This is a genomic window from Photorhabdus hindustanensis, from assembly GCF_002968995.1.
Classification (GTDB): Bacteria; Pseudomonadota; Gammaproteobacteria; order Enterobacterales; family Enterobacteriaceae; genus Photorhabdus; species Photorhabdus akhurstii.
Window position 1 is genome coordinate 1 of the sequence record NZ_PUWT01000024.1, and the last position, 23,489, is coordinate 23,489.

Below are 23,489 nucleotides of genomic sequence, written 5' to 3' on the forward strand. Positions count from 1 at the left end.
CCCACCGTAAAAAAACGGCGAGGCTTCCCACTTCTCAGGCCGCCACCGTCTTTATGACGGATTTACGCTGGCCTCCGTGGGCAGAAACGACGAGTCCCGCCGCCTGTAATTCTGTTATGCCCTTGCGCTGGATGTTGATCGCCGCATTGATATCGCGGTCATGTTCGACTCGACAGAAAGGGCATGGCCAGATCCGCTTACGCAGCGGCATTTCCGGCACTTTGTGACCGCAGCAATGGCAGGTTTTCGAACTGGCAAACCACTGATCCAGTTTGACCAGATGAACGCCCGCCGCGGCGGCTTTGTATTCCAGTTTCTTGACGAAGCCATGCCAGCCCGCATCCCCGATAGCGCGGGCAAGGTGGTGATTCTTCATCATGTTAGCCGATTTCAGCGTCTCAACAATTATCGCTTGGTTTTCGTCAACTATTGTCCGAGAGAGTTTGTGTTGAAAATCGGCGCGGGCATGGGCTACCCGCTCATGGACGGCCGCCAGACGTAAGCGGGCCTTGCCCCGGTTAGCACTGCCCTGTTGTTTGCGGGACAGCGATTTCTGCTTACGACGCAGGTTACGGGCGGCGTTGATAAGGTGACGCGGGTTATTGACCTTCTCTCCGGTCGACTGGATAAGATAGTGGGATAACCCCATATCACACCCGGTCACGCGGGTGATAACGCCCGGCTTTTCCGGCACCTCTTTGCCGTCGTCACACAGGATAGCGGCGAAGTATTTTCCCGTGGCGGTGCGAGAAAGCGTAATGCTCTTCACTTTCCCTTCAATTTTTCTGTGTATACGGGCCTCTATCGGTGACAATTTCGGGATCTTCACTGCGCCCTCCAGCACTTTCACCCCAACACAGTGATAGCTGGACTGCTTGCCCTGTTTGCGTTTGAATGTGGGAAGTTGGGCGCGCAACTTTGGATTGAAGAAATTATCAAATGCGGTATGCAGATTAATCACCGCCTGCTGTAATGCAATGGAGTCATATTCCTTGAGCCAGGCATACTTGCGGGATTGCTTCGCGACCGCCAGGAGCGGTTTGAGGTCTTTGCGCGGATGTAAACTTACGCCGTGATGTTTGTAGACATGCTTTTTGATGTGCAGCGCCTTGTTGTACGCAAAACGGACCGCCCCAAACTGGCCGTTAAGATACCCGGCCTGTTCGGGTGTGGGGTAGATGCGGACTTTGGTCGCTCTTAGCATGTTCAGCGCTCATTGAGAAAGTGCATTGATTTTAGCCTGTTTTACCGGCAGATATCAATCCAGTCAGGAGACGTCGGAGTCGCCAGCCCTAAAACCCTCTGGGCTTTTCGCCTGATATTCCCGCACACACTGGGCTAGGGTTTACGGCGGATTTTGCTAAAAACGCCACTTACATCGACCCGAAGGCATTTTCTCCACCTTATTATTACCGTTAACTGCCATTTTACTGCGAACAATTAACCTAATTCAGGAATCAACATCCTAATAAAATTTGCTTGTTCCGGTGATATATCATCGTCGTTCTTTATAGAATGCTTAACAAGCTCCAGGTTCGTGTCATTAATAAAATTTTCAGTGATTGAAATTCCTGCCGCCAAATTTTTAACTTGATGATAATGTGTACAAGGCGTGAAAATAATATCACCAGGATTCTGTATACAATGAACACCCCGAGCCTGAATAAAATCGGGATATAAAGCCAGATCAGGGTTAAAAGCATCAACTTTGCCATAACCTATTTTCGCTATTTCTTCCGGCCCATAAAATACCCACTCTTTCCGACCACTAATAACCGCATTCCAGGCATGAGTAGAAGCAATGTCCAAATGCAAACGAGAACCACTATTTTTAGGCCCCATATAAATCCAGCGAAGTAAGAGTAATGCCGCTTCATTATGCAAAATATCGTCCGCAATACGCTGACGAATTAAGCAGGAAAAATAGTCAGGAACCTCATAATCACTCACCAACTCTTTAAAATAGAGCGAAAATTGCCACGCAGAAGCATAATAAGGATCAAGTTCGTCCCCCTCTTTTATATAATCAATATAGTCACCAAGAGACATATATTTATTATCTTTATTATTTGATGATCGGAACACTTTTATCAGGTGATGATCAAATTTTCGCTGAAAATAGTCCCATGTCCACTTCGTTCTTGCTACCCACTGTTCAGCACCTCCTCGAATAATAAAAGGGACTCGATTCACCATACAAGCAAACACATCCTCTGTGGATGGCATGGTGAACTCTACGCATTTCTGGTAACCAGAATTAGAAAAATCCATCATATTTATATAGTTCCAAAGAATAAATAGTATTTTCTATAACTGGCTGGTTACTTCAGCCAGTTATAATGCTTATGTTAAAAATATCAAGAAATTTCTTGTGAACCGATGCCAAGCAATCTTAATTTAATGTTGGATAACCAATTCCGAAATAGTTGCTTGCTGAACTTCTTCTGACCCATAAGGCAACGGCAATAGCTGTTTATAATGAGAATAAAATCTGCTCTGATCCGCAAAATGAGGCGAATCAATATCAGAAGATTGCGAATAAGTGAGTAACCCGCGCGCATTAGGTCCTTGTTGATCAAATGCGACCAACATTATCCAACTAGAACCATAACGAATATGATATCCTTGATCAGTTAGTTCCGATTCCAATGCTTCACCAGTCACCACATCATTACCCACAGTATAATGATGTTTAGGAAACAGGGTTTCATCCCCATCCCACGGGGCGATCATATTAAAGCCGCCTTCTTTTCCAAACAACCCCGGCCAACTCATGCGATTATCTGCCGGTTTACCGTCGGGTGCGGTACTTTCAATAAACTGAAACTTACTCACCGGAGTATCTAAAGCCAGCCCCGTATTATTCACATTAGCAACCGCTCGTGCTAACAAGGTGACAAACTCTTCACTTTGTTTTAATTGGCGTGGCGTTGTCGCAGGATGAGCTATATCAAACGGTACGGCAAAGTGTTTTTGCTGATCGATTAAAAAAGCCAATTCACGGAATATAATAGCCCCCCTGCTATCCGCATTAAACTCACCATTCCACTGTGATAGCAATTGACATGCCTGAGTAATATCCACCTTGATTCCATTCTCCAGTTTAATTAGTCGGCTCGGTGTTTTATCACATAGGGCAATCACATCTTTTAATATCAGCTCGGCTAAATATGAACGATCGGATAATAACGCTCGTTCTAACTCCATTAGAGAAAATCGCTTATTATCACCTGCTGCATCCTCTATTAGTTGTAATCCCATACGAGTTCTGAACGATAGTGGCTTTCGTTCGTTACCAAGAAGTGGAGAAAAACCTTCGAGCAAATGCTCCAGGTTCGTTGCCCAGTGAGAATCATTGGAATTTTGTACATAGGATGTTTCCATAAGTTGCGGGATCTGATCATAACCCAAGGCTTCGGTAAAAATCATTGATGATGAGTTACCCGGTAAAATAGTCACACCATATTTCTCGCGTGCTGTCGCCAGAGTTTCGTCGTTATTCAGCAGTTGGATAGCTTCAAGAGATAATGCCGGTACAGCTCTATCACCAATAAAAATACCAACGCCTTCTTTACCGGTTAACAAAGTGTTATTAAAAGCCAAGCCATTAAAATCTTTATAAGATTGTTTTGCATCAGCAAGACTATTCGCTCGATTCAACGCCAACCAATGATCAATCATATCAAGGTTGTAAAGATTGACATCTTTCACGACATAAAATTCAGACTCGGACCAAGCAAAGTCTTCATTTTCAATAATAGGCCCAATATCAGTATAAAAATAATCTTTGGTGACGGTTTCAATACCGCTGTCGGTTTTGACTTCAATATGAATTGGCTTCGACATTACTGGCTTAATAACACCATCAATGACATAACTCAGCGGATTGTTAGCAGCAGTTTGCATTTTATAAACAACGACATGTTCAGCCGATGAATAAGTGTGAGTCCAGGCAATATTGTGATTAAATCCAATATTAACAATACCCGGGAAACCAATTAAAGACGCTCCCATGACATCAATCTTTCCATTCATTATATGATGCACTTGCCAAAAACGCATGTCGCCTTCATAAGGAAAATGGGGGTTAGCCAATAACATACTATTGACCTCTTCAACTTTGTCACGGCCTAATGCCCAACCATTCGAACCAATGGAATAACCATTATTCCTTGATGTCTGTGAAGACAATTTTTTTTGAACATCTTTATTAGGATCAGCAGCATAATAATCGGCAAGAAATTGGGCCGAACCAGGAAATATCGCTATAGAAAACACATATGCCAGCACATCCTCACGTTGAATCGGTGTTACCCATTCTTGATCTCGACAAGCTTTTGGCAAGGTATAACGCCCTTCCTTAACCTGAGACAGGTAGGTATTATAACCTGCAACAAATCCATCAATAATTACCTGTGAATCAGCACTTAATTGCGGCCATTTTTCACGCGCCTGTTCCACCAAAGCTAAAGTTTTATAACCGAAGTCCTGAATTAAATTTAGTGAGTCCCCTTGCTTATCTCTATCAGCACCAAAGAAACGAGCGCGCTCCCCCCTAATGCGCACATAATGATCCGCCATAATGCATATATTATCTTGTGCCTGAGCATAGGCATTGCCAAAACTTAGGCTTCCCAAGTCTTGCGCATAAATATGAGGTACACCATAATGAGTACGAACAATTTTCGCTTCAAATGCTGTCGTAGTCTTTGCTGAGTAACTTTTAAATCCACCACAACTTATTATCAACAGAATAGTCGACAGTAATGTGATTGATTTAAATGATATTGTTTTGAATAATAGTACTTTAAATAATTTCATTTTTATTTTGCCCTTAAAGTTCCGGTATAAAAGCAATCTCTGGCTTTGAATTTTGATTCCAATATTAATGCTCTAAGTAACCAACGATCATAACCATCGTATCGAGGTTCATACTCGCTGCGCGCATGAGCGACTTTACGGTTATCAAATAGCAACATTTCTCCAGGCGATAATATAAAAGCCTCTCTATTTTCATTAATACACTGATTCAACTTTTCCAATGCGGCTTCTGCCTTTGGTGTTAAACAACGCATATAAGCGGGATCAAATATCATTTCTGGCTCTTCATGTTGACTTAATATGGCAACACAACGACGGCCAGCAATATTCGACACAAAGGTTGGATCGACATCGATCTCAAAGTTTGGTTTTTGCAATTCAGCAATAGTTTCAGCATCCAAATGAATATTTTTTGTTTGAAATAAGTAGGTTTCAGCATTCTTATCGCCGCGCAGACAATATAAAGCAACCCAATCCGCTTTTGCATCATGGAAACCATCTTCAACATGCCATTCCAAAAACTCCTTGTTTGTCCCTAACTGCGCATTCTTATATTGTTCCATTGGAAAGACATCATCGATAAAATTAAAGTTCTTTTTATTAACAAACGAATAAATATATCCAATTCGAGATAAAATCGTTGATATCAAAGTACGAACACCCGCCACCTCAGAACTATTTGTTTGTTCATAAGATAAAGGCGTTAAGCCAAGATCATCAGGGATAGGCAATCCCTTTATCAGCAAATAATTTTCATTTTCTAACGCACGAAAGTTAAATAGCTTTTTCTGTAAACGCACAGGCAAATTAAACGATTGATAAAAACATTTCCAGTAAAATTCTTCGAAATTATCAATGTCATATTTTAGAGTAGACTCTAAAAATTCCTGCTTTAAATATGTCTGTTCTGTTGAGTCAAGCTCAAAAATGAAGTCATCAAACTCCTGAATATCAGACACCATGCACTGCCTCTTTATATTCATAAAGGCTATCCTTTTAAACTGTGTTGCCAATACCCAACAACACATATCTAGGAAAATAAACTAACCAAAAAGTTTACGGATACCGGTAATGATCAACACCAGTGCTTCTCGTTCTGCAAATGATAAATTGGGATGCCAGATATCCATTAATAGACAAATTCTATGTTTATCTGAACGGTTATAAGCTTCATGCTGATAAGAATAATCAAAAAGTAAACATTCTCCTTCTTTCCAACATCTGGCTTCATTGGCAACGATGATCTCACAATTGCTGGCAGGAATATCGACCGCAAAATGTAAATTAAGGGTGAAATTCCATAAATCACAATGCGGTTTAATCACCGTACCCGGTTGCAACACCGAAAAGTGAACTTCTAATAGCGGACAATGCCAATCCCGTAATTCATTATTAAAAATATGCCACGTCGCAGGCAAAATATTGGCAACTGCATTATTAGGCTGACCATTTTTAAATAAATATAACGCTTTCCAATCTTTTTGAGTTCCCAAATAGTGCTCATAATCGATTATATGTTGGGACTCACCACTGATGACCGCGTTAATTTCCTGTTTTATTTTACCCGCACTATTCATCAATGAGGTGACTAACGGCTGCAATTGCGGAAAAGAATTCGTATCTAACCACGGCGTGGTAGAAAGCCCAGGCATAACATACTTGGCATCTGCTTGTAATGGCGCTCTTTGTTGTAATAAAGGATAAAACATATCCTCTACTCTTTTTAAGCAACCACTCCCATATTTTTCTCTAATGCCAGCCAATTGATCTTCAAATAGTTCCAACATGATAACCTCCTGATATCTATTCTCTATTATGATTACATCTTCCTATTATAATGACATTTACTACTATAACGACATCTACAACTATAACGACATAGTAGAAATAGCAGGCTCTAAAGCAGCATTTTCTACTTTATCGGGGTGTACGTTGATTTCAATATTATCCACCAAACCATTATCCATAGTGATAACTCTATCCGCGATATGAAAATATTTATCGTCATGGCTAATAACGATGACCGTTTTTCCATTGCGCTTCATTTCGGGAAGTAATTCATGATAGAAAAATCTTCTATAATTAGGGTCCTGATCGGCAGCCCATTCATCAAACAAGTAAATAGGCGCATCTTCCATATAAGAGATAACCAGAGCCAAGCGTTTACGTTGACCATGAGAAAGCTTAGTTGTGGACAATCTGCCCTCTTTCACCGTAACTTTTGCCGCTAAATCCAATTTTTTCAGATATTGACGAGTTAATTCATCATCGGCAAGTTCACCTTTTCGATTAATTACCGTATCAAACAGATAGAAATCCGAATGAATAACACTGTACATATTCAGATAATTCTCTCGGTTATCTTTATCAATTACCTTATCATCTATGAAAATATCACCTTCAGATTTATTCAATAAACCAATTAACAACTTGGCAAAAGTTGATTTACCACTGCCATTACCGCCTTTTATAATGATAATTTCGCCACGCTGAATATCCAGATTAATCGGCCCAACAGAAAAACAATTTCCTTCACCGGCATATTTAAAGCTGATGGAACGCAGGGAAATTCGAGACCAATCTTTAAATTCTTCTGTGTTGGTTAAGGTTGGTTCCATTGATAAGTTTTCAGAGAACTTTAAGCGATCGATCTTACGTAGAGATATAAGAGCTTTTACTATGGTTTCCTGTGAGGATAGAATAAAATCAACAGGACCCAGTAAAAAGGTCATAATAAAGATAAAGGTAAGAATATCATTGCCTGCCCCTATCCCCCACATAACGTGAGAAAATAAAATAGACCCAAGCACCATAAATAATAATATTTGCCCCCAGTTTTCATTCAATTTCCAGAAAATTTCTGATTTAAGATCAGAATCATTAATCTTTTCTAATGATGGTAAAACCCCTCGATTAAAAAATGAATGTTTGCGCTTTTCATTATTATTAAGCTCTTTAACACCATCCACCAAACTTTTAAATTGTTCATGAAGGCTATCATAATCATCACGATATACCTCATCATAAGCTTCGGCTTTACTAATAAAATAACGCGATACCAAAAGCCCTAACGGGAGAGTGACCAACGTGACCATAAACAGCTCAATCGATTTGAATGCCAGAAAACCGAAACATGCAATCACTGTAATCACATGATAAATAAACTGTGGCATGGTAGAGATAGCTCTGGAAATATCACTCACATCAGAGGTTAAGCTAGCTTGAACTTTATGCCCGCCAATCCGATCCAAAATGGCATAAGGGGTATTCAAGATACGTTTCACTAAGGTACTACGAACTTCAAAAATAATTTTGACACTTAACTTTGTCATTAAGTAATTAGCAAAAGAACTCACAATAAATAAACAAGCGAGTCCGATGAAGAACTTAACTGTCCATGATACTAAATCAGCACTAATCTGCTCCAATGCATCATCGGTAATCAAGGAAATTAACCAAATACTAAAGAAAGCACTAAAAGCACCAACGATACTATTAAAAATAATTTTTAACCGATTGGCTTTAACCAAATCAGAGATCATCGAGATTAACTCCTAAATAAAATTCTATTATTGCCAGACTTTAACAACCTTTACTTTGCCACAAAGTGATATTCCATCCCCCCATAAAACCTCGGCTAATTGTTTCTGACGTTAACCAAAGACAGTGTTGATAAATAGCATCATCACCATTAATTTGCAAAATCAACACTCTATAGCCTTTGTCATAAACATCTGTTTTCAACCGCCGTAGAAGTTGCTTAAGCTGATCATTTAAAAAACTATCAAAGTTATAAATAACCACATGGTTTTCATTAAATTGATAATTATTTACATCAGTTTGTATTATCTCAATGTGATTTTTTTTTATTTATAACGTTAACATTTTGCTGTGCAATTAATGCCAACGATTCAATCATTTCCACTCCGGTAATCTTGCTAAAATTGTAATCAGACGCACAGATAATCGCCCGACCTTTACCACATCCCAAATCGACAAATTCAAAGTCACTGTACTCGATCGGCAGAGACATTAATGCTTTATGAATCACACTGTAATGAGCAGGCATATAACGAGTACAAACGGGAGAATTGGCATGCCATTTATTGTCAAAAGCAATGCCATTAGTTTGAACATCTAAATATTGATCTTGGCTATCTTGTTGATCAATCCAGTGAAAAATTTCATCAAGTTTCGTGATGCCAAAAACAATCCATGATAAGTGATACAGCTCTTCTCCTCGTTGTACCCGAATTTTATTATCTAATATCGCCTTAGCGACAGCGGCGGATGGTTCTTCACTGGTTGCGCACGCGATTAACGCATCCACACTGATTTCAATTTCACTATCAAAATCATATTGTTCATACATTGCATCATCAGCATTGAAATCAATATGCGCACGGCCATCCGCTATCTCAATAAACCAACATCCGACCGGTGATATCCTCACTCGGTGACAATGATTGATATTATTTATAGGCCGATAAATATCGGCCCGATATTGCACAATGTCGCGCAACTCCTGATAGGTTAAATTCGATTTTTTGAATGAAGGCTCTGGTAAGTAGCGTTGTCGCAATATAGCCTCAGCCAGACCTTCAACAGCACCCGGCTTTAATACTGAATAATGATCGCCGCTTACCATGCCACAAGTAATCGTTTGTGTGACATAATCTTGTAAGGATGCAATAATTTTCTCTTTCTCTGCCCGTAGTTGTATGGAAGTTTCGCAATAAATGAATGTCATCTTGCCCTTTAATCTGGCTGATGGAACATAATTGCAAGTCATCATTGAGTAGCTTTTATAAACTTCAATAAAGCTTTCCAAAGCTTCACCTTCAATGCCTTGAGCTAACTCGGCACTGACTTCATCAATCTCCTCGCGGGTATAAGGCTGTTGCTCATAGGCGGTAAGAAAACTATCAAGTGCTATCAAGTCAACCGTTTTTCCTTCGTTTTCCAACGCCAAAGCGACCTCGAAAGCAACACATGCCCCCACACAATCACCCACCAGTCGATAATGCTGTTGAGGATAAGCTTGCAAAAGTAATTCCGCATAACGTTCAGCCAATGTTTTAACAGTAACTGTTTTCCCTCCCAAGAATAGGGAAGTTGCGTCAAATACCTTGAGGCAAAAATCGTTTTTTATTTCTCGGGCTAAATCAATAAAAGATGATACTGGAGCGCCTGCGCCAGGAGCCAAAAATAATGGCGTTTGGTCAGCACCCAATGACACCAATTTAATGGCTTCATCTGGCGTTAAAAAAGCGATAATGTCAGCTTTATTAGCAATCACCAGGTTTTTTAGTTCAGGGGTAAAAACACAACCTGACATGACCTTAAAACCCAATTTGCCGCGCTCAACAAATAACTGCACCCCCGCAGCCGAAGTTTGCCGAATAATATCAACGATTCGCATTATTCTACCTTGTTTATCAGCGTCTATTTTTATCATCATAACCAGCCTTCTTCTGCCACCGAGTTATGTTCCTGATTGGCTTGTTCTGCCTGTTGCAACTGCTTACGCTCAATTATCAGCGCCAGTATGGCTAGATCACTGGCCGTCATGACATCGGCAACGCTTACCGCTACAGCAAAAGTCTGTTGTATCTGATGTAAAAACCTCAGCAAGGTTAATGAGTTCCCACCCAACTCGATAAAAGACGCGGTTAAGCTCACCATGCTTAACGGCAATTTCAGTGCGTCGGCACACAGTTGTACCAATTGTTTTTCAATTTCAGTTTCTGCAACACGCTCTAACCCACTCGTAATGCAAGGTTTTGCTTCAGGTAGGGCGGCAAAATTCACTTTACCATTAGCCGTGGTTGGTATGGCGGCTATCACAGCATATAGAGTTGGCGCCATATATTCCGGTAATCGGGTTTTCAGTTGCTCCCTTATCAAGGGGATGACAGCATCCGTTTCGGCGCCCTCTGGCATCACCAGCCAAGCACATAGCTGTTTTTCGCCGGTTGCATCGACAGTCACTCGCACAATACTTGTCGCCACGCCATCAAGAGCTGACAGTGCTGACTCTATTTCGCGGGTTTCGATACGAAAACCTCTGATCTTGACCTGATTATCAAGGCGACCGACATAAACCAGTTCACCATTGTCATTCCAATAAACACGATCACCGGTTTTATATAAGCGTACTGTTTGTTCCGGCAAGATAGCCATTTCAACAAACTGTGCCGCATTTTGCTCTGGGTTGTTCACATAACCTAAGCTTAAAGCATCACCGGCAATGTAGAGTTCGCCAATAACACCTGGCGGCACCAATCCACCCTGAGAATCCAAAACATAAGTTTGACAATGCGCCAAAGGACGTCCTATAGGCACCACTGAGTTTGTTGAGGTATCGAGTTGTGTGACATCGATAGCCGTCGCCACGATGGTTGTTTCTGTCGGTCCATAAGTGTTGAATAAGCGGATCTTTCCTTGCGTTTTTTGTTGCCATAGCGCCAATGACTCTGTTCGCATGGCTTCACCACCGACGATGCATACCTTCAAATGCTCAACAAGTTGTTCAACATCGTCAGTAGTTAACTGATACGTCCACTCATGCCATAAGGCTGTGGGTACTGAAATCAATGTGACTTTTTGTGCATTAATGATCTGACATAACTGTTTAACGCTGTACGCTGTTTTATGACTATCCAGAACCAGACGACCACCGGAAAATACCGACAACATTAATTCCTCAATAAAAATATCAAAACCAATGTTGGCAATTTGCAATACACGGGCAGAATTTGTCGGATAACAGCGTTGAGTAGCCTGATAATAGCTCAATAAATTGTGATGGCTGATCTTAATGCCCTTTGGCGTACCCGTTGAACCCGAGGTATACATGATGTAAGCAATACGCTCTTGCGCTGATAATGCCGTTTCTTGTGCCACAACAGCAGTATCAACCGACTCAAGCTCATCAACCATAACAATTCTTTGTTCATCAACAGGCAAAGTGTGGCTTTCAGAACGCTGTGAAACAATAAGCTGAATATCAGCATCGTTAATAATATGGGCAATGCGTTCTATTGGATAATCGGTTGCTAATGGCACAAATGTCGCGTTCGCTTTCAAAATGGCTAAGACACTAATCACCACCTCGGGAAGGCTTGATAAATAAATACCCACCGTATCATTTATCCCAATACCCCGAGCAACAAGAAGTGCCGCCAGCTTGTCCGCCGCTAACGCCAACTGAGCATAATTCATGCTTCCCCAAGACCCTGACAAGGCCACTTCATCAGGTATTTGACGCGCAACTCGGGCAAATAATTGCGTCAGAGATGGGCAATCATTGGCAATAGATGACGCATTATGAGCTAATTGATGCAAGTGTTGGATTTGACTTGGCGCCAAATAATCCGCGTGCCCTAAGTGATGATGTTGTGAAACTAACATCGATTTTATTGCGGTTTCATAATAAGCTAATATTTGCCCCGCCTGATGTTCCCCAAATACCGATTGAGTTAACGCTAATTGCAGAACCAGAAAACTATTAGCGGAACTATGATGGCAAACAAAATCATAACCATAATCAACTCGTTCATATTCATGATCATCAGCCTGTTCAGGCTCAATATCCTGAGTTGGCTGTAATTCATCAGCCACATGAAAATCGACATAGTTAAATAAAGCACCAGAGTAGTCACACTTGAATTCCTCTTGCATCATAGCGACCGGATAATGTCGATAAGGCCAGCTTGCAGTGCTATATTCGGTTAATTGCTGAATTAGCAACGACCAAGTTTGTTGATGGATATCGGCATTAACCGGCGGCGTATTTAAGAATAATCCAAGACAAGATTCAGCCCCCTCCACTTCAAGTCTTCCGTGGCTGACCACCGAACTGGTTATGGAATCAGTGCCATTGATTTTCGCCAATATATAAACATGTACCGCCAACAGCAATGTGCGTAACGACACGTTTAAGCGCGTCGCAAGTTGTTGCAAATCATCATGTAAATAAGATAGCTCAAGACGAGCGGCATAATGTTGTGTTGACCCTTTGCCGGTCCAGTCAGGCAATACCGCAGCGTCGGCAATGTGCTGCCAATAGGCTTTGTGTTCAGGATCATCAATAGCAGCCAGTTCTTCAGCAATGTATTCACCGTAATGCGGTAAGTCAGCTCTTGATGGAATAGAACCGCCAGACAACACCGATAAATAGTTTTCCATAAACTCAACTTTTAGGTTGGCGACACTCCAACCGTCAAGAATGGCGTGTTGATGGGACAAAACCAGCGCAAAGGTGTTATTAGCATCAATAAATACAGTAACTCGCCACATTAATTCATTTTCAGCGAAAAAGTTGCTATTTTCCTGTTCTAAACAGTGCGCTAATTGATGCTCAAATTCCTGCGCGGAAAGGTGGCGACAATCATTAAGCGTAACCGGCAAAGCAATCGTTTTATGAATATATTGCAACGCTCTTCCTAATTCGAAGTTGTATGTCGCACGCAATAACTCATGGCGTTGTACTATGGCATTAAATGCTTGACGAAACGCATGTTCACTCCACACGGCATTAATCGAGTAATGTTCTACAATGTGGTAACTTTCATCTTTTAGCTGATGATAAATAGACCCCATTTGCAAACTTGACAATGAGTATGCATCATCCAATGTGGATGGCTCCTTTAATGCCGCCCGTTCGTCATCCGTGAGTAATGAAAAAGCGTGATAAGCATCTTTAGAAGAGATATTTTTGTTGTTTAAATCAGGTAACTGCTGCGTTATTTCATGAATACTTTGATAGGCCAAAATATCTTTTACACTGAGCGCCAAACCCGCCTGTTTAGCCATTGCAACAACACGCACAATTAATATTGAGTCACCACCCAAAGCAAAGAAATTATCGTAACGACTCACTTTCTCCTGCTTCAAAACAATTTCAAAAATAGACGCTAATATTCTTTCAACGTCATTTTGTGGCGCAACATATTCGGTACTGGTAAAAGCACTGGCTTCCGGTGCAGGCAATTTTTCTTTATCCACTTTTCCGGTAATACTTACCGGGAAAGCATCCATACAGACAAATGCACTGGGGATCATGTAATGAGGTAATTGATGCCGGAGCTGTTCTCTAATTTGTTCAACCAATAATGATTGCGGCGTTTGCAGGTAAGCAATAATTTGTTTATTGCCCGGTTCCATTTCCCGCACCACGGCAATAGCATTTCGCACATCAGGCAATGCACGCAGCTTGGCATCAATTTCAGCCAGTTCAATGCGGAATCCACGCAGTTTTATTTGATCATCATTACGTCCTAAAAACGCCAGCGTTCCATCAGATTTCAATCTCGCTTGATCACCCGTGTGATAAATGTAACCACAACCACCAGAAAGGTTGTCTTTAACAAATTTTTGTTGCGTTAATTCGCTATTGCGGTTGTAACCTCTCGCCAAACCAGGGCCGCCTACCGCAATTTCACCCACCACTCCCATAGGCACAGGCTCGCCATAAGCATCAAGGATATAAATGTGGGTATTGGCAAACGGCGTACCAATGGGAACATAAGCATCATCAGGCAAAGAGAGATGCGTCACATCACCGTAACTGGCATCAATCACTGATTCTGTTTGTCCATAAATATTGAAACAACGGGCATCGGGATGCATCAGCTTTTGCAAGCGGTTCAAATCACGACCATACCAAGCTTCAGAACCCACTAATATATGGCGCAGTGAATTCAATCGAATCCTGTTTTGTTCAGCATAATCAAGTAAATTTCTCAGAATGACCGGCACAAAGTCACCAAATGTCACCTGTTGTTGTTCGATAAGCTGATACAAAGCCTCTGTGGTAATTAAATCCGACTTGCGACAAATCACCAAGCGACCACCGGTGGTCAAGCTCTTAACGATGTCTCCCAGAAAAATATCCACCGCCAAACCCGCCATTTGCAATACGGTCGGCGGCTTCTGGAATAAACCAAATACCGCATCCCAACCATACAAACGCGCAATCATCGCCGTGTGCTCAACCATCACGCCCTTGGGATGACCCGTCGTGCCTGAGGTGTAAGTCATGTAAGCCAAATTGGTTGCGATTGAATGACGCTGCGTCGCCGCAATATTGGTCTCAATCCGTGACCGGCTTACTATTTCATCCAATCTCCAGACGTTGTACGCCGAAGTCACTTCAACAGGCAAACACTGAATATCATCCACCACAACCAATGGCGCACCGCTATCTTGAAGAATGTATTCAATCCGCTGCAATGGCTGATCAGCATCAAATGGCACATAGGCTAAACCCGCTTTCAAGATGCCAAGTACGGTAATCACTGAGGCCGCAGTACACTCCATACAAATCGCAATAAAGGAATCCGAGGTATAACCTTTGTCCAACAAAAAGTGAGCGACCTGATTCGCTTGAACGTTCACTTGCCGGTAAGTGAGATGCAGCTCGCCGTCAATAACCGCTATTTGTGCTGGACTCCGTTCCACCTGTTCTTCGAACAATTGATGAATGCACTTATCAGCCGGATAAGGCTGCCAATTGTCATTGATATCGACCAACAGATATTGTCTTTCCTGCTCAGTTAACACCGGCAGTTTCGTCAAAGGAGCCGTTTGATATTGTTCACTCACTAATGCAGACAATAAAGTCAGGAACCGTTGGCTGAATCGGGTTATTGTCGACCGTTCGAACAGTTCACAGTTATATTCAAAACTAAAATCAAGTGCGTCCTCACTTTCACTGGCATCCAGGGTCAAATCGAACTGGGCTGTGACATGTTCGCTATCAAGGTACTCAAATTCAAGGTTACTCAATTGCAATACCTTGGATTCATTGGTATCCATTGAGAACACGATTTGGAATAGCGGCGAGTAACTTGCACTCCGCTCTGGCTGCATTTTTTCAACCAACAATTCAAACGGCAGCAATTGATGCGCTTGAGCATCAATATTAACCTGGCGAATATGTGACAGATATTCAGCAAAGGTGAGTTCGGCTTGGTATTGGGTGCGCAGCACGAGCATGTTGACGAAAAAGCCGATAAGCGGCTCGACTTCCGCCTGCAAACGATTCGCAACCGGCGTCCCGATGACAATATCCTTGCTTTGTCCATGACGGGCAAGCAACAGGGTAAATGCCGCATGCAATACCACAAACAGGCTCGTATTATGTTGACCGGCAAGTGATTTGAGTCCAGTCAACAGAGATTTGTCAGCACTAAATTCAAATAGCCCGCCACGGCTGCCAAGCTGTAATGGACGTGAATAATCCAACGGTAAGTCGTGTACAGGAGGCAACTCATTAAGCTGAGTGAGCCAGTAGTTAAGATCCGTTTGTAACGTTTCACCCTGTAGTTGTTGCCGTTGCCAGACCGCATAATCTTTATATTGAATGGGTAGCGATGGCAAAGCCGGTTGCTGACTGCCCTCAAGCAGTTGGCGGTATATGTCGACAAATTCATCAGCAAGCACTTTGATTGACCAACCATCTGATGCGATATGGTGCATGTTGAAGACCATAACACACTGATCTTCGGCTATCTTCAGATAAGCCGCTCGCAGCATGACATCGTTCGCTAAATCAAATGCCCGCTCAGCGTGCCGCTGAATAAATTCTTGTACCTGCTGCTGACCGCTTTTTTCCCCAAAGCTTTGATAGTCAATACGGTCGATCTTCACAATTACCTTGTCCAACACCTCCTGCCATGCACCGGCGGTATCATGCCGATAGACCGTTCGCAGCACCTGGTGGCGCTGGACAATGATGTTTATCGCACGTTCAGCGATAGCGAGATTAAAGTCCCCTTTGACGGTTAATGCCAACGGCATATTATATTGAGGCGTTTGCCCATCTAACTGGTCAATAAACCAAAGCCGTTGCTGGGCAAACGACAATGGAAGCCGCGCTATTTCAGCGGCAGGCGTAATTGGCGCTATCGCTGCATTGCCGCAAGTTGCTCTTTGTTGTTCAGCGATCAATTGCGCCAGTTCCGCCAAGGTTTGGCTTTCAAAGACGACCCGAACAGAGATCGATACGGCCAAGGTTTTCTGGATCTCCGAGACCAACTTAATCGCCAATAGGGAATGTCCCCCTAGCTTGAAAAAGTTATCGGTACGGCCCACTTTAGGATGGCCTAACAACTGCTGCCACATATCAGCCAGTTGTTCCTCCAGCGCCCCCTGCGGGAAACTGTTGTTCTCCGGTAACGGTTCTTGCATCTCTACACTCAGCAACGCTTTGTAGTCGACTTTTCCGTTTACCGTCATTGGAATGCCGGCTAGCGCAATAAAGGTATTGGGGACCATATATTCCGGCAAGGTTTGGCTTATTTGTTCCCTCAGCGCTGCTGGCTCCAGCGGCACATCAGCAACGTAGTATGCAATCAGTTGTTTGTTGCCGTTAAGCTCATTAACCGTGACAACCGCCTGTCTCACCCCATCAATCGCAATAAGTTGATTCTCAATCTCACCCGGCTCAATGCGGAAACCCCGAATTTTTATCTGGCTATCCTTCCGCCCGATATATTCAAGCTCACCATGAACATTAAACCTCACCAGATCGCCGGTTCGGTAAAGCCGCTCAACCTCACCGTCGAAAAAAGCAACTTGAATAAAACTTTTCTGCTGCTCCTCAGATCTGTTCAAGTAGCCGCGAGAAACGCCTTTACCACCAACAACCAATTCACCAATGACGCCTTGTGGCGCCAAATTCAAACGCTCATCAACAATATAGGCTTTAACATGACCACATACTCTGCCAATAGGCACCGATTGCTCAATCTGCAACGCGGATTCGATTAAGTAGTAGCTCGCCAAGACTGTTGTTTCGGTCGGCCCATAGGTATTCATCACCGGAGGACGGTTTGCTGATGCGAACCAATGTCTGACAATTTCAGCATTAATGGCTTCACCGCCAACGATAACCAACCGTAGCATGTCAGGCACCAAAGCGTCGCCACTACTCACCTGATGCCAAAACGCAGTGGGTAAACTCATTACGGTGATGTTGTGCTGACCACACTGTTGCCAAAATAGGTCAGCGCTGTCGAGCCAATCATCGTTCCTCAATACCAAAGCGGCTCCTGCACTTAGGGTGACAAAACACTCTTCAATGGAAATATCAAATGCAAATGAGGAGAACTGTAATACGTTGTCGTCAGGTTTAACGGCATACATTGCCAATGCTGCCGCCACAAAATGGCTCAACTGCGTATGCTCTACCATGACCCCTTTAGGTTTGCCCGTCGATCCGGAGGTATACATGACGTAGGCAAGTTGATCCAAGCGATGGTTGATATTCGGATTATCCGATGCAGCCCCTGAAAACAGCGCCATTTCCAGGGTTAATAGCTCAACAATGACATTCAGCTCAGCAAACTTGTCTGCATATGTGTTGTTGGTCAATACGACCACCGGCCGGCAATCCGCAATAATGTGATTAATTCGGGATTGAGGGTTGTCAACGTCAATGGGGGTGTAAGCGGCGCCTGCTTTCAGTACCGCCAATATACTGACAATCATTTCAGGGGAACGGGGTAAACATAACGCGACAATATTGCCCGGCCTAACCCCCTTTTCGATGAGGTGATGCGCCAATCGGTTAGCCCGCCGGTTTAATTCGCGATATGTCAGGGTTTGCGTTTCTCCTGCAACCTGCCATACCAAAGCAGTCGCATCGGATCTTTGTGCTGCCTGACGTTCAAACCGGCATTGCACAGATTCTGTCGTGGTTGCGATAGAAGACGGTATCGCCAGTTGTTGCCCTAATCGGCGCTTTTCGTCTTCATTCAACAATGCTAAAGAATTTAATGTTTTATAAGGATTTTCAGCGATATCAATCAATAAGACTTCAAATGATTTGAGTAACCTTGCAATCGTGTCTTCATGAAATAGGCTACTGTTGTATACCACTTCAAACAGAATCGTGTCATTGTCATCAATCGCATCAAGTTCCAAATCAAATTTAGAGAATGCTTCACCCGAAGATACCGGCGTAAACACCACGTCATCCAGTCGCGATTCACCGGCCTCAGTCGTATCCATTGAGAACAGGAACTGGAATATAGGTGAATAAGCAATGTTCCGACTCACCGCCAATTTCTCCACGAGAACATCAAACGGCAAATCCTGATTCATTTGTGCTTCAATGTTGACTTGCTTTACATGCTGCATAAACTGCATGAAATCAATCTCACCCTGATATTCGGTTCTCAACACCAGCGTATTGACAAACAACCCAATCAGTGGCTGTAACTCTTTTTGTTTACGGTTGGCAGCCGGTGTACCAATGACAATATCCGTTTGCCGACTGTAACGAGCGATAAATACTGAGAATGCGGCGTGCAATAACATAAACAGAGTGGCGCCGGCATTGCCTGCATGTTTACGCAGCATCGCCGAAGATTGCCGATCCAATCGGAATCGCACCTTAACACCATCGTTGGTCTGTTTCACCGGCCGCGGAAAATCTAATGGAAATTGGTGAACTTGCGGTATATCCGCTAATTTTTGCTGCCAATAATCAAGTTGCGCATCAAACACCCCGTCAGCAATCCATGACTGCTGAGTGTAAGCATAATCTGCATATTGTACGGGTAATACAGGCAAGGATTCCGGCAGCTTCTGCTTAATCGCTCGATAATGAGTGACAAATTCTTCCATCAATAGAGAGAAAGACAATCCGTCTCCCGCAATATGGTGCAAATTGATGATAAGGAATTGCCGCTGAATATCCGTTGTAAAAAAGTCGATCCTGACCATGAGATCTTTTTGTAAGTCAAACGGAGCAGAAACATACTGATAAAATATCGCTTTCAGCTCGGCTGGTTCACATGTCAAGTGCCGAACGTTGATTTTTGCCTTAACATTTGACTGAATCTCCTGCCATACCTCTCCCCGTTCTTCTCGATAAACTGAGCGCAACACTTCATGGCGTTCAACAATTCGTTGCATGACTTTTTCAGCAATCGTTAAATCGAACGCGCCACTCACTTCCAATACCGTCGCCATGTTGTAATGTTCGCTGCTGCCAAAGAGCTGGTCGATGAACCACAGGCGTTGTTGCGCAAAAGAGAGAGGTAATCGAGTCAGCCCTCTGTCGACGGTCTTGATCGGTAATGGATTTGATTGTTGCCCTTGCAGATACGCAATAATTTCTACCTTATGCGTTCTCAACTCAGTCAGCATATCTTGTGATACCGCGCCTTTAGGCGCGTTCAGCTTAAGCGAGTCAGATTCAAGGTATACCATAATGTCTTGCTGTTTTAAGTCAGCTAAAAATGCGGCGATATTCACAGTTCAACAACCTCCCTTTCTCCCCCAATCTGCTTCTGTCGTTCGGCAAGCTGCTGCTCAACATACTGTGCTAAAGCAAACAACGTGTCATAGACGTAAAAATCCTTCACGGACAGTTCGATCTTCAATTCTTCACTGATGGCACTGCCGAGTTTGACAAATTGCAGTGAGTGAATGCCGAGCTGTACAAACCGGGCCTCAATATTGATTGGCGTCAACCCAAGCTCTCTATGGAACAATCCAGCTAGCTGCTTTTCAGTTGCCGTTTCTGGTGATGTAAAAAGCTCCTTAGCGATATTTTCCATGCTTGGCGCAGGCAGGGCTTTACGATCAACTTTGCCATTCTCAGTCAGCGGCATCTCCGGCAATAACACATAGAAGCCAGGCCACATAAACTCCGGCAAGATGCGCTCGACTTTATCGCGCTGTTCTCGTATGTCGAACATCGACGGAGCCGCCAAATAAGCCACCAAAGATTGCCGCTGCTTGTCATCCTGTCTCACACAAACCACAACATCCGCGACATCAAAATGAGTGCGGATACAGTGTTCAATTTCCCCCAATTCGAGACGAAAACCGCGTAATTTCACTTGGAAATCATTTCGGCCAATGTAAGCAATTTCGCCTGTTGGCAACACCTTCACTAAATCACCGGTGCGATATAGCCGTTCGCTGTTACCTTTAGCGTCCAAATGATCAATAAAACGTTCAGCCGTCAGTTCCGGGCGGTTTAAATACCCTTTTGCTAATCCGACACCACCGACATACAGTTCTCCCACTACGCCGACCGGGCAGTGGGAGCGATCTTTTGCCAGCACATAAAGTGACACATGGGGAGCGGGACGACCAATCGTGACTGGATCAGTCGCCTTTTCAAAGATTTTCAACGAAGACCACACGGTGGCTTCCGTTGGCCCATATTCGTTGACAAGCGTTGCCTGAGGCTGACACTGGAAATGTTTTGTCTTTACGTTGTCCGACAAATTTTCGCCGGCGCAAATCACTTTACGTAGTGAATGGCCTGCAAGGTAATCAAGAACGGCATCGTAGAAACTGGGAATAAAAAGAACGTGGCTAATTTGTCGACTGTCTATAAGCTTCGCCACATACGATGCATCTTTCGCATCCTGAGGGGCCATTAAATGCAACGTTGCACCACTGCCAAGCCCCCAATATATGGCCGGAACCGATGAATCAAAAGCAAATGATGAGACCAGTAAAAATTTCTCCGGTACTATCGAGTATGAATTAAACCGCCCAACAGTGGATGCGCTCAACGCCCCATGCTGGATCATCACCCCTTTAGGATTCCCCGTTGAACCCGAGGTATAAATGACATAGGCGAGGGAATCTGCTGTCACACTTGAGGCCAATATCGGTTCAGTACGGGCCTGGGCGGCAATTTCGGCGTCATCAAGCAAGATAGTGCAAACGCTACCCGTCGGTAAATCAACCTTATCGATACTTTTATTATCGGCGATAACCAAACCAACATTGCTGTCAGCCAAGATAAAACTTAACCGTGCCACAGAATAAGTGGGGTCCAATGGCAAATAAGCACACCCTGCTTTCAATATCGCTAGCATGCTGACAACAAAGTCAATGCCAGGCTCCATCAAAATAGCAACCAACGGGTTGTTGTCAGCGCCTTTAGTCAATAATAATTGAGCGATCTGATTAGCCCTTGCATCAAGTTCAGCAAAACTGAGGCTTTGTTCCTGATAGCGAATTGCCACTCGCTCAGGATACTCAACCGCCCGCTGTTGAATAAGCCGATGCACAAAAGGTTGCTCCTCAGGCAGTTGCCAAGCTGATTGATGAGATTTGTTCAACACAGCTTGTTCCTGCTCACTGATGATCGCCAATTGATTAATCGGCCTATCACCGTTGACCGCAATATGCGCCAACAATAACTGCATATTTTCGGCAAAACGGGCGATGGTGTCCGGGTTAAAGAGCCATTGATTAAACTCAAAAATCAGCGACAGTCCGTCCTTATCTTCTGCTGCGGTTAAGGTCAAATCAAACTGCGTTTGTCCCTTTTGCTCCATAACCTCTTCAAACTCAGCATCAGCAAGTTCCAACTGTTGAGATTCGTAATTTTGCATTGAGAAAAGCACTTGGAATAAGGGCGTAAACGCGGTGCTTTGCTCAGCCAGCAGCTTCTCGACCAATAATTCGAATGGAATGGCTTGATTGCTCTGTGCATCAAGGTGCACCTGTCTTGCACTCTTCAACAACTCATGGAATGTCAGCGTCGGTGTACAATCCAAACGCAATACGAGCGTATTGAGGAAACAACCAATGAGCGACTCCAGTTTCTGTACCGGCCGACTTGTGATAGGCGTCCCAATAACCACATCCGGGTTATCACTGTAACGACCTAGCATCACCGCAAAAGCGGTATGCAAGAGCATGAATAAAGTGGCATTTGCCTCCGCAGCTAATCGCTTAAGTTGACTCACCGTCTCCATTGGTATCTTTTGCATATGCGTTGCACTGCGCATATCCAATTTTTGAGGACGAGCATAATCCAACGGCAATTCATGAACCAATGGCAAGTTAGCCAACTGTTGTTGCCAATATTGCAACTGCTCGTCAAACACTTGCTGAGTTTCAGCTTGATTCTGCCAATAGGCATAGTCCGAATATTGCAGTTCAAGCTCAGTCAGTAAGGCGGGTTTACCATGCACAATTTGCTGATAAAGAAGGGTAAATTCATCAATTAATATCGCCAGCGACCAGCCATCAGCGGCAATATGGTGCAAATCAAAAAACAATACGCCGACCAACGGCTTATCAGATGTCTCTGATTTTAGATCCGATGCTAAATAAGCCACTCTTAGCGGCAAATCCCTACTTAAATCAAATTTCCTCTGTCTCTGCCTCTCCAGCCAATCCTCTATGTGTTGCTGTGGATCAACATCATCGGCAAGGATCTCTTTGTCAATCTGGAAAACATAGTCGTCCAACACGACTTGTTCGGGCATGCCCTGTGATGCCTGATAAACAGTTCGTAAAATTTCATGTCGTTTAAGAATGGCCTCTATCGCCTGACTTGCGGCTTCCAAGGAAAATTGACCATATAAATTGAACGCGGTTGAAATCTTATACTGACGTTCAACTGTAGAGACCTGTTCGACCAGCCAAAAACGGCGCTGGGCAAAGGATAACGGAGCCTTGGTAAGGTGCCGACGTTGTAATGACGAAAGCTTCTGTTGCCCCGTCACCTCTGCATGAGAGAGAAAATCGATAATTGCTTGTTTGTTTTGTTTAATAAATTTTCCCTGTTCAGGTGTGATGGCACCCGGAGCAGACTGAGATTTTAGCGTCCCATTTTCAACAAAAAGACGAACTTCCTGCCCAGACAATCTATCAATAAAGTCTTTTAGGTTCAT

General features: G+C 43.3%; 10 protein-coding genes. All 10 read right to left on the bottom strand.

Annotated features, from left to right (window positions below):
- Positions 1 to 34: 34 nt before the first annotated feature.
- Entirely contained in the window at positions 35 to 1,204 is a 1,170-nt protein-coding gene (locus C6H66_RS10265; RefSeq protein ID WP_105395531.1) for an RNA-guided endonuclease InsQ/TnpB family protein, read from the bottom strand.
- 236 nt (positions 1,205 to 1,440) lie between these two features.
- Positions 1,441 to 2,226 carry a cupin-like domain-containing protein gene (locus C6H66_RS10270; RefSeq protein ID WP_105395565.1) on the bottom strand — a complete coding sequence of 262 codons (786 nt, stop codon included), beginning with the start codon at positions 2,224 to 2,226 and terminating at the stop codon, positions 1,441 to 1,443.
- 171 nt (positions 2,227 to 2,397) lie between these two features.
- The gene (locus C6H66_RS10275; protein WP_105395532.1) at positions 2,398 to 4,821 is read right to left on the bottom strand and encodes an acylase; all 2,424 of its coding nucleotides are present in this window, start codon (positions 4,819 to 4,821) and stop codon (positions 2,398 to 2,400) included.
- A 2-nt stretch (positions 4,822 to 4,823) separates the two neighbouring features.
- Positions 4,824 to 5,804: a TauD/TfdA family dioxygenase gene (locus C6H66_RS10280; protein WP_236548191.1), complete on the bottom strand. Its 981-nt coding sequence runs from the start codon at positions 5,802 to 5,804 to the stop codon at positions 4,824 to 4,826.
- 60 nt (positions 5,805 to 5,864) lie between these two features.
- Positions 5,865 to 6,608 (bottom strand): aspartyl/asparaginyl beta-hydroxylase domain-containing protein, encoded by a 744-nt coding sequence (locus tag C6H66_RS10285; RefSeq protein WP_105395533.1) that lies wholly within the window; start codon positions 6,606 to 6,608, stop codon positions 5,865 to 5,867.
- Between the two features lie 81 nt (positions 6,609 to 6,689).
- Positions 6,690 to 8,363: a cyclic peptide export ABC transporter gene (locus C6H66_RS10290; protein WP_046394998.1), complete on the bottom strand. Its 1,674-nt coding sequence runs from the start codon at positions 8,361 to 8,363 to the stop codon at positions 6,690 to 6,692.
- 40 nt (positions 8,364 to 8,403) lie between these two features.
- On the bottom strand, positions 8,404 to 8,625 hold the full coding sequence (locus tag C6H66_RS10295; RefSeq protein WP_105395534.1) for a hypothetical protein: 222 nt from the start codon (positions 8,623 to 8,625) through the stop codon (positions 8,404 to 8,406).
- A gap of 46 nt (positions 8,626 to 8,671) precedes the next feature.
- Positions 8,672 to 10,282: a thioesterase domain-containing protein gene (locus C6H66_RS10300; RefSeq protein WP_105395535.1), complete on the bottom strand. Its 1,611-nt coding sequence runs from the start codon at positions 10,280 to 10,282 to the stop codon at positions 8,672 to 8,674.
- Positions 10,279 to 20,091: a non-ribosomal peptide synthetase gene (locus tag C6H66_RS10305; protein WP_105395536.1), complete on the bottom strand. Its 9,813-nt coding sequence runs from the start codon at positions 20,089 to 20,091 to the stop codon at positions 10,279 to 10,281. The genes C6H66_RS10300 and C6H66_RS10305 overlap by 4 nt, the downstream gene beginning before the upstream one ends.
- Positions 20,088 to 23,489, bottom strand: a complete 3,402-nt coding sequence (locus C6H66_RS10310) for a non-ribosomal peptide synthetase (RefSeq protein WP_046394995.1) — start codon at positions 23,487 to 23,489, stop codon at positions 20,088 to 20,090. The genes C6H66_RS10305 and C6H66_RS10310 overlap by 4 nt, the downstream gene beginning before the upstream one ends.

Coding starts and splice junctions, on each gene's coding strand:
- C6H66_RS10265 (WP_105395531.1), bottom strand. CDS start 1,204: ATGCTAAGAGCGACCAAAGTCCGCATCTACCCCACACCCGAACAGGCC.
- C6H66_RS10270 (WP_105395565.1), bottom strand. CDS start 2,226: ATGCCATCCACAGAGGATGTGTTTGCTTGTATGGTGAATCGAGTCCCT.
- C6H66_RS10275 (WP_105395532.1), bottom strand. CDS start 4,821: ATGAAATTATTTAAAGTACTATTATTCAAAACAATATCATTTAAATCA.
- C6H66_RS10280 (WP_236548191.1), bottom strand. CDS start 5,804: ATGAATATAAAGAGGCAGTGCATGGTGTCTGATATTCAGGAGTTTGAT.
- C6H66_RS10285 (WP_105395533.1), bottom strand. CDS start 6,608: ATGTTGGAACTATTTGAAGATCAATTGGCTGGCATTAGAGAAAAATAT.
- C6H66_RS10290 (WP_046394998.1), bottom strand. CDS start 8,363: ATGATCTCTGATTTGGTTAAAGCCAATCGGTTAAAAATTATTTTTAAT.
- C6H66_RS10300 (WP_105395535.1), bottom strand. CDS start 10,282: ATGATGATAAAAATAGACGCTGATAAACAAGGTAGAATAATGCGAATC.
- C6H66_RS10310 (WP_046394995.1), bottom strand. CDS start 23,489: ATGAACCTAAAAGACTTTATTGATAGATTGTCTGGGCAGGAAGTTCGT.